The 8721-nt window shown below is 64.4% G+C and carries 8 protein-coding genes; 3 read left to right on the top strand and 5 right to left on the bottom strand.

The genetic code is table 11. The features are described 5' to 3' along the window. Nucleotides 1–998: tRNA preQ1(34) S-adenosylmethionine ribosyltransferase-isomerase QueA (gene queA, locus KDH09_04650; protein MCB0218962.1), on the bottom strand; the 998-nt coding region annotated here is incomplete at its 3' end. A gap of 260 nt (nt 999–1258) precedes the next feature. Between queA and fsa the strand changes: the two genes are divergently transcribed. Beyond that, a complete protein-coding gene (gene fsa, locus KDH09_04645) occupies nt 1259–1903 on the top strand; it encodes a fructose-6-phosphate aldolase (GenBank protein ID MCB0218961.1) in 645 nt (214 codons plus the stop codon). A gap of 121 nt (nt 1904–2024) precedes the next feature. After that, nucleotides 2025–3077, top strand: coding sequence for a hypothetical protein (locus KDH09_04640; protein MCB0218960.1), 1053 nt, complete (start codon nt 2025–2027; stop codon nt 3075–3077). On the opposite strand, the gene KDH09_04635 is transcribed toward KDH09_04640, so the two are convergent. Together KDH09_04635 and KDH09_04630 are read right to left on the bottom strand one after the other, a co-directional pair. Next, nucleotides 3074–4546 carry a HAMP domain-containing histidine kinase gene (locus KDH09_04635; protein ID MCB0218959.1) on the bottom strand — a complete coding sequence of 491 codons (1473 nt, stop codon included), beginning with the start codon at nt 4544–4546 and terminating at the stop codon, nt 3074–3076. The two genes, KDH09_04640 and KDH09_04635, sit on opposite strands and share 4 nt — an antisense overlap. A 3-nt stretch (nt 4547–4549) precedes the next feature. Then, nucleotides 4550–5188 carry a response regulator transcription factor gene (locus KDH09_04630; protein ID MCB0218958.1) on the bottom strand — a complete coding sequence of 213 codons (639 nt, stop codon included), beginning with the start codon at nt 5186–5188 and terminating at the stop codon, nt 4550–4552. A 222-nt stretch (nt 5189–5410) separates the two neighbouring features. On the opposite strand from KDH09_04630, the gene KDH09_04625 reads away from it, so the two are divergent. Next, entirely contained in the window at nt 5411–6322 is a 912-nt protein-coding gene (locus tag KDH09_04625; GenBank protein ID MCB0218957.1) for an alpha/beta fold hydrolase, read from the top strand. A 205-nt stretch (nt 6323–6527) separates the two neighbouring features. On the opposite strand, the gene KDH09_04620 is transcribed toward KDH09_04625, so the two are convergent. Together KDH09_04620 and KDH09_04615 are read right to left on the bottom strand one after the other, a co-directional pair. Beyond that, entirely contained in the window at nt 6528–7415 is an 888-nt protein-coding gene (locus tag KDH09_04620) for a metal-dependent hydrolase (GenBank protein ID MCB0218956.1), read from the bottom strand. 283 nt (nt 7416–7698) lie between these two features. After that, a partial coding sequence (locus tag KDH09_04615) for an NAD(P)/FAD-dependent oxidoreductase (protein MCB0218955.1) occupies nt 7699–8721 on the bottom strand: 1023 nt, incomplete at its 5' end.

Genomic DNA, 8721 nt, shown 5'->3' with positions numbered 1-8721 from the left:
TAGGCTTCCAGGACGTGTTCGCGGCCGGCGAAGGCGCTGACCAGGACGAGCAGGCTGGTGCGGGGCAGGTGGAAGTTTGTAATCAGCGCGTCGATGGCGCGGAAGCGATAACCCGGCGTGATGTAGAGGCGCGAGCGGCCCGAGAGCACGGGGGGCTCGCTCGCAAAGGCGGTCTCCAGCGATCTTGTGACTGTGGTGCCGACGGCAACGACGCGGGCGCCATCGGCGCCTTTGGTCTGCCGTACTTTTTCGGTCAGTTCAGGGCTGATCTCGTAGCGCTCTTCGTCCAGGTGATGCTGGTGAATGTCATCGCCGCGGATGGGGGCAAAGGTTCCCCAGCCCACGTGGAGCCGGAGCGTCTCGAAGCCGATGTCTTTGCCACGCAGGTTCGCAATCACTTCATCGTCGAAATGCAGGCCCGCCGTGGGGGCGGCAACCGATCCGGGTTCGTCGGCAAAGACCGTCTGGTAGCGTGCGAGATCCATCTTTTCCGGGCGTCGGTTCATGTAGGGGGGCAGGGGAATCTCGCCCACTTTCTCGGCCCAGGCCAGCACGCTCTTACCGCCTTCGGGTGCGATTCGCAGGATGACCTTGTCGTCGTCGCGGGCGAGGGCGGTGACGCTCGCGCCGGGGGCCTTGATGCTCTTTCCCGGCGAGAGGCGCTTGGCCCCCCGGGCCAGCACCCGCCAGCACTCGCCCGGAGCGCCGCGAAGGTTTTCGGGCAGGCCTTCGGGCTCGCTCACCTGTTCGAGCAGCAGCAGCTCGCTCTGCCCGCCGCCCTCGCGCTCGGCATAAATGCGTGCGGGAAAGACGCGGGTGTCGTTGCCGACAACCAGGTCGCCCGGGGAGAGCAGATCGGGAAGCTCACGGAAGAGATGATGGGAGACTTCCCCCGTCTTACGATCGAGTCGCAACATCCGCGAATCGCTGCGCCGGTCGGCCGGATAGCGGGCGATCAGGTCCTCGGGCAGCTCGAAGTCGAAGAGTTCGGTCTTCATGGGGGGAAAAGTGGCTTACGAGCGCGGGGAGAGCAAGGGACTTGATCTTTTCCTGGCGTGCTGCATCGTCCGTCCACGTCCACGTCCACGTCCACGTCCACGGGGCCCTTCGTATCTCGTTTTCGCTTGTCGTGGACGTTTACGTGGACGATTCCCCCTCTTCCCCACCCCTTTCCCATGCGCTAGGGTCGCGGGCCACTGCTGCAAAGGGATGCGCGGGGCCTTGCCGGGCAAGGGCGCGCGGGAAAGTCAGGGGTTCCATGAAGTTCTTTATCGATTCCGCCGACATCAACGAAATTCGCGAGGCCAAGGCGCTGGGCGTGCTCGACGGGGTGACCACCAACCCGAGCCTGGTCGCCAAGACCGGCCGCAAGTTCCGCGACGTGCTCGACGACATCTGCGCCGAGGTGCACGGCCCGATTTCCGCCGAGGTGGTCGCCACCGACTGCGACGGGATCGTCAAAGAGGGCAAGGAGCTGGCCGCCATCAACAAGAACATCGTAGTGAAGATCCCGCTCATCGCCGAGGGTTTGAAAGCCACGAAGGTGCTGACCGACGAGGGGATCGGCGTGAATGTCACGCTGTGTTTCTCGCCCACCCAGGCGCTGCTGGCGGCAAAGGCCGGCGCGACCTACATCAGCCCCTTCGTGGGCCGGCTCGACGACATCTCCCAGGACGGCATGGAGCTCATCGAGCAGATCGTGCGCATCTATGAAAACTACGACTTCGCCACCGAGGTTCTGGTTGCCAGCGTGCGCCACCCGGTGCACGTCCTTCAGTCCGCGCTGCTCGGCGCCGACGTGGCGACCTGCCCGCTCAAGGTGATCTACCAGCTCGCCCAGCACCCGCTTACCGACAAGGGGCTCGCCCAGTTTCTAAAAGACTGGGAGAACGTCCCCCAGTAGGCGCTGCAAGTTTTGAAAACGCGAAAGGGCCCGGCCGATGCCGGGCTCTTTTTGTTGACAGCCCCCGGTGGGATTGGCGTAGAGTGGGTCGCGTTCCGGGGAATCCATTGGAGGTGTCACGATGGCACGCAAGGCTTATCTGGCCGGCGGGCTCGCCATGGTGGCAGTGCTGGTCGTTCTGGCACTGCGTTTTTCCAGGGAACCCGCCGCCCCAACGGTACTTGTTGAAACATCACCGGCAGCGCAGCAGCCGCCGCAGACGTCCGCTCCGGCTGCAACAAAGCAGGCGCCGCCGCCGGACATGAGCTACCTGCCCCGCGCGGGCTTTGATCGCGCGGGAGATGAGCAGCTCCTCTCGCCCGACTTTCTCGATGTCTTTCACCAGATCTTGTTCCACCACTACGGCTATCCGCGGGAGATGGCGCTGGGCGCCCTCGAGAAGTGGATGGGCCGATTCTATACGCCCGAAGAGGCCGCGCAGATCCGCGCGGCGTTCCTGAAGTATCTCGACCTCATCGACCGGATGCAGGCGCCCGACTTCTACGCCGGGGCGAAGACCATGCGCGAGAAATTTGAGCGGCTCCATGCCCTGCGGCGCGAGGTGTTGGGGGAATCGCTGGCGGACGCACTCTTCCATGAGGACGAGCTGGCCACGGATTATGCGCTGGCGGTGAGCGATCTCTATCACGACGAGAGTCTGCAGGACGCCCAGCGCGAGAAGAAGATCGCCGAGCTCGAGGAGGCCCTGCCAGAGGAACTCCGCCAGGAGGTCGCCTGGAAGGATCCGCGCACCGAATACTACGAGGAGCTGCGCGAGCTAGCTGAAAAATCGAGCGGTCTCGAGCTCGACCGAAGCGCCGATGTCGACCAGCTTCACGAGCTTCGCGTCAAGCACTTTGGCGAAGAAGCGGCCGAGCGGCTGGACGCGCTCGATGCGCAGCGGGCCGAGCGACGCGAGCGTTGGCAGCGCTACCAGGAAGACCGCCAGGATCTGCTGGGGGAGGCCGCGCAAATGGGGCTTTCATCCGAAGAGCTGCAGGAAGAGCTGCGAAAGCTGCGCACGTCGACCCTTTCGCCGGAGGAGGTGCGTGAGGCGGAGGCGCGCGAACTGCTCAACGGATTGAGTGCGCAGGACATCCTGGAGCTGATTGCTCCGCCCGAAATGGGACGCTAGTCCGGCAGCTCGAAGGTCACTTCGAGGCCGCCCTCGCGGCGGTTGCGGAGCTTCAGGCTGCCGGCTTCCTCCTGGGCAACGGCGAATGCGATGGCCAGGCCCATGCCGGTGCCGTCCTCCTTGGTGGAAAAAAACGGCAGGGTAACGCGGCCAAAGATCTCCGGGTCGATACCGGGCCCATCGTCGAGAATGCGAACCAGTGTGGCATTCTCGCCGTTTCGTTCGACGCGCACGCTGACCTTGGAGCCTGCGGCGGCCACTGCGTTGTCGATCACATTGAAAAAGGCATGGCCGAGCTTTTCGCCGTTTTGGGCCCGGCGAGTGATTTCCTCGTTGCCGCGCAGCTCCAGCAACACGCTTATGCCGCGCGCCTGTGCGCGGGGGCGCACGTGCAGAATCTCGCGTTCGAGCAACTCGATCACCCCCGGCGTCTCCTGAACGGGGACCGCCCGATCGGGCGGCGCGGGCTTCCCGGCTTCATCGGCCAACTCCTCGCCGCCGCCGAGGGCATCGCTCATCAGGCGGCGCAGCTCATTCTGGATGCGCTCCAGTTTTTCCAGCTCGGCCTGCACCTGCTCGCGCTCCTGCTCGGGAAGCTCGCGTGTGTGGCGTTCGATCTGGTGCAGACTCATTCCGATGAGCCCCAGCTCGTGCCGGGTTTGGTGGGCAAAGCGCGCGGCGACCTTGCCCACGGTAATGAGACGGCGGCTCAGTTCGAGTTCGCGAACCAGCCGCACGATCCGGTTCTTGCGCTCGTTGAGAATGCTGAAGGTTCCGGCGAGAAAAAGCCCCACGCTCATCCACGCCAGCGAGAGCCAGGGCACCTGCGGGTCGTAGGCGACGATGGACGCGTAGGCGACGGGCCCGCCCATGACGACCAGCAGCGCGATGAGCACGTGGTCACGGTAGAGCATGCCGAGCTTGGCTTCGATGTCGCCGATGGGCGGCGGGGGGCGGCGTTTTCTGTACCACCAGAAATAGGCTTCGAGCAGCGGGAGCCCCACTGCCAGCATGATCGCCGAGAGCAGGACGAAGTGCAGCGCGCCGCGCGCGCCCGAAATGTCGAGGGGATAAGCACCCGCACCGATCGCGCGGCGCGCGAGGTCGCCCGCAAAGATGCACACCGCACCGATTGCCGTGGCCACAGGCAGTGCCTCGGGTTGAAGGGAGGGACGCTTGAGCGCCGGCGAGCGAACCCCCATGCGGGTGAATACCTGGAAGAGCACGCTCCAGATGCAGGTCGCCACCACCGGCAACCACAGCACCCGCGGCCCCATGATGAAAAAGGCAGCCACGCCCACCAGGCCCGAGGGATAGTGGTAGTAACGGCGCGAGGAGAGCTCAACGGGAATGAGGCCTCCGAAACCCAGCAGCAGGTAGCAACCCACCACGAACTCCGGCGGCGCGGCAAAACCTGCTCCGGCAAGCACCCGGGAAAGAAGGTCCCAGCTCCATACGAGCCAGTCCACTGTTCAGCTCTCCAGGCCGTACCGGTTGGCGAGGATTGCCAGCCGCGTGCGATCGGGAAGGGCCAGCGACTGCAGCAGGTTCGTGACGTGATTCTTGACGGTCCCCTCGGAGAGAAAGAGCTTGTCGGCGATTTCGCGGTTGGAGTGCCCCTCGGCGATGAGCTCGAGCACCTCCCGCTGGCGCGGGGTGAAGGCCGCAACGCGCCGGCGGAACTCACGCTCGTCGGGATCGGCACGCAGGGCCTCGGCGAGCGAGATCGCCATCTCCGCACTCAATACGGTCTTGCCCGCGGCGGCGTCGCGAATGCCGCGAATCACCTCGCGCGGCGCGCTGTCCTTGCGCAGGAATCCCAGCGCCCCGGACTGCATGGCCTGGCGTACCCGGCGCGGGTCATCGAAGGCGCTCAGCATCAACACCCTCCGGGCGCGGGAGAGCTCGGGCAGCGCATCCAGACCGCTCTGGTCGGGCAGCTCCACGTCGAGGAGCACCAGATCGACATCGACGTTGGCGAGCCCGCAGGTGAGCTCATCGATGCTGCCGGCCTCGATCAGTACATCGAGGTCTTCCTCGGCGCGCAGCACGCCCGAGAGGCCCGCCCGGAAGAACGGGTGGTCGTCGCAGATGGCGATTCGGATGGTCATGTGCAGCCACCAGTATAGGCCCGAATCCAGTCAGCGAACCATTTGCACCATCTTTGTGCAAGGGGCACCCCTCAAAACGTGACTTTCGTCATGGGCCTTCGTGACCCGCGCTACCTGATGGCGCGGGCGGCCTTTTCGTAGAGTGGAAAGCCACAGGGAACTGGACCGTACCGCGCACCAACCCCGGAACACGCGCGGGCCGTCCACAGGAGGAGGAACCACATGCGTCAGATCTTGCCCAGTTTGCTCGCCGCGCTCGTTGCAGCGCTGATTATGAACCCGCTCGCCGCCCATGCCGGCGGCAGCACGCCCCCGCCCAAGGGGACGAAATATCCCATCGTGCTCGCCCACGGGGCTTTCGGCTTCGATGAGCTGGCGGGGATCGAATACTTCTACAAGATTGCCGCCGCCCTCGAAAAAGACGGCAACACCGTCTTCACCACGGAGGTGCCGGCCTTCAACACCCCGATCGCCCGCGGCAACATTCTTGCCGACCAGATCGAGGAGATCCTGGCCATCACCGGCGCGCAGAAGGTGATCATCATCGGTCACTCCAACGGCGGTATCGATGCGCGCTATGCCACCACGCACCGGCTTGGCGCCTCAAAGGTCGCAGCCGTTGTAAGCATTGCCAGCCCGCACCGTGGCGCGGAGTTTGCCAACTCCATCGCCGGCATCTTCGGCGGCGGTGGGGGCGTGCCCGGCGGCGCGCTGGGTGAGGCAGTCATCTCGTTCATGAACTTCCTGGGCTTTGCCATCAACGGCAACTCCGAGCTGCCCCAGGACGCGGCCGCGGCCCTGTTCTACATGTCGCCGGCGGGCATGAGCGTCTTCAACGACATGACGCCCAACGTATCGGGCGTGAAGTACTGGAGCTACGCGGGCACGCGTCAGAGCTGGATCAGCCTCGACCTGTTCGACCCGATCCTCGCGCTGCTGGGTTCGATTGCCCACTCCGGTCCCAACGACGGGTTTGTCTCGGTGGCTTCGGCGCGCTGGGGGGAGGAGAAGAACCTCAATCTCAACGCCAACCACCTCGACGAAGTGAACCACCTGCTGGGCAACACCGGATGGTGGGACGCCGAGAGCTTTTATCGCGATGTAGCCCGCCAGCTTCGTGACCAGGGACTCTGAGGCAGACACAAACCGCACCAAAGCGAAGGGGCCCGCATCAGCCGGGCCCCTTCTTCTTGCGACGACTGCCGCCATGGGGAAATGACGGCAAGCTTTGTGATCATGTTGCGGCGCTGCCGGCGCCCCCTCAGTCACCTTCGGTGACAGCTCCCCAGGCACCGGGGGAGCGGGATGGGTAGGGGCAAGGCATGCCTCGCCCTCTTCCTTAGGCCACCGCGTACTGGCCTTCGTACTGGGCCTTCCAGCCCTCGATGAGGCGTGAGTTGTCGTGCTGCCAGGGGTGGAAGCCCCACTTGAAGTAGCTCGCCCATGCCGGGATGAGCCGCACGAACAGCCCGGGCTTGATGAAGAGCCACTTGGCGAAGTGCAGCCAGGAGCGCACGTTGAAGAGCTGCCCGTCGCGCGCCATCAGGTAGATGTGCAGGAAAGTCGTGGCCGCCAGGATGCCCGCGGTGGCGCCGAGCATGGTGAGCATGCGGCGCAGCTCGGCGCGGATCCCGTCACCGGCGACGACGCGGTAGACGTCGAAGGCCACGGCCTTGTGTTCGGTCTCTTCAATGGCGTGCCAGAGCCACAGCGCGCGGTGCGCCGGGTCGAAGCCCGCCTGGAGTTCCTCGTTCTGCAGCAGCTCGTTGGCCATGATGGCGGTGAAGTGTTCGAGCGCCGCCGTCACGGCGAGCTGGTCCTTCTTGGGGCTGCGCCGCACGAGGTTCAGGCCGCGCTTGAGCCAGGGATCCACCCAGCCCACGGGAATGCCCCACTGGTTGAGCCGGTCGTTATAGGCGATGTGTTCCTTGGTGTGCAGCGCTTCCTGTCCCAGGAAGGCCTTGACCTGCTTCTTGAGCTCGGGGTCGGTGATTTCTTTTCGGTAGTTTCGCACCGAGTCCATGAAGAACAGCTCGCCCTCGGGAAAGAGCAGCGAGAGTGCGTAGGTGAAGTGGGTAAGCGCCGGGTCGTTCCCGTGGCTGTACTTCGGACTGTTCTCGATGGCGCTGAGGTCCATCTTGCGCACTTCGATCTGCGCCCCGCCCGGAAGCCGGGTGCCCTGCTGCTCGGTGTTGTCTCTGGTCGGAATCTGAGCCTGTGTTTCCATCTCGGTTCGCTCCTTAACTGGCCGCTGCCGGTCGGATTGGGTCATTGATCCGGCGTGGTAAAAATAGTTTTTACCAAATCGGCCGGCTCTGTCAAGATGCGTCATTTGCTTCGCACCCCTGTCAGATGCCCATATGCGGCGAATTATTGGCTCTGAACCCCCTCTCGGGCGCTTGTGTAGTACACGAAGAAATCGCAGATTCGTAAAAGGGTTTTTCCATCCCACGAAAAAGGGGCGCGGAATGTCCGCGCCCCTTCGGGTCTTTGGGTCGGTGTGAATCCGCTCAGTTGGCCAGTGCGGCAGCCTCGGTGCTTGCGGCTTTCGCAGCCCTGGCCGGCTTCTTCGCGGGCGCCACTTTGGGCCGGGGACGCTCGAACTGCAGGTAGCCGTCTTCCATGGCGCTCTTGCGCAGCAGGGGGATGTCGCGGAAGTAGTTGTGGGAGACTTTCCAGGGGCCGTGGCTTCCCTGCTTGGGCATCTTGGCTGCCGCGCGCATGACGTAGCCCGAGGTGAGCGTGCCCATGACCGTCTCATCGCTCTGGCTGCCCTCGGTGTCGACGGGCGTGGCGACGGCGTAGCCTTTCTTGTCCATGTGGTTGAGCAGGCGGCAGACGTACTCGGCGGCAAGGTCGGCGCGCAGCGTCCAGGACGCGTTGGTGTAGCCGATGACGATGCCCGCGTTGGGAACGCCCTCGAGCAGGGTGGCCTTGTACATCATCGTGTCGCTGGCCTGGCGCTCGACGCCGTCGATGGTGAGCTTTGCCCCGCCCATCATCTGCACGTCGAGGCCCGTGGCCGTGATGATGATATCGGCTTCGAGTTCCTTGCCCGATTTCAGAAGAATGCCCTTCTTTGTAAACTTCTCGATGTGGTCGGTGACGATCTCTCCCTTGCCGCTGCGCAGGGTCTTGTAGAAATCGCCGTTGGGCATGGCGCAAAGCCGCTGGTCCCAGGGGTTGTAGTCGGGGGTGAAGTGACGCATGTCGAAGTCGGGCCCAAGCTGCTTGCGGGCGAACTTCATAATGAGGTTGCGCGCCTGTTTGGGGAATCTGCGCGAGGCATCGAAGCTCCAGCGCTGCATGGCGATGTTGCGCGCGCGCATCATGCGGTAGACCGTCATTTCCGGCAGCAGTCCCTTGAGTCGCGAGGCCATGGGGTCTTTTGCCGGGACCGACATCATGTAAGTCGGTGAGCGCTGCAGCATGGTGATGTGCGCGGTCTTGTCGGCCATGGCCGGCAGCAGCGTCACGGCCGTCGCGCCGCTTCCGATGATGACGACGCGCTTGCCCGCGTAGTCGAGATCCTC

It is taken from the genome of Chrysiogenia bacterium, assembly GCA_020434085.1.
Taxonomy (GTDB): Bacteria; JAGRBM01; JAGRBM01; order JAGRBM01; family JAGRBM01; genus JAGRBM01.
This window is presented reverse-complemented; position numbering and strand designations above follow the sequence as displayed.

What these genes read in the sequence shown, in the direction of transcription:
- fsa (MCB0218961.1), top strand. Translation starts at nt 1,259, where the DNA reads ATGAAGTTCTTTATCGATTCCGCCGACATCAACGAAATTCGCGAGGCC.
- KDH09_04630 (MCB0218958.1), bottom strand. Translation starts at nt 5,188, where the DNA reads ATGACCATCCGAATCGCCATCTGCGACGACCACCCGTTCTTCCGGGCG.
- KDH09_04640 (MCB0218960.1), top strand. Translation starts at nt 2,025, where the DNA reads ATGGCACGCAAGGCTTATCTGGCCGGCGGGCTCGCCATGGTGGCAGTG.
- KDH09_04620 (MCB0218956.1), bottom strand. Translation starts at nt 7,415, where the DNA reads ATGGAAACACAGGCTCAGATTCCGACCAGAGACAACACCGAGCAGCAG.
- KDH09_04625 (MCB0218957.1), top strand. Translation starts at nt 5,411, where the DNA reads ATGCGTCAGATCTTGCCCAGTTTGCTCGCCGCGCTCGTTGCAGCGCTG.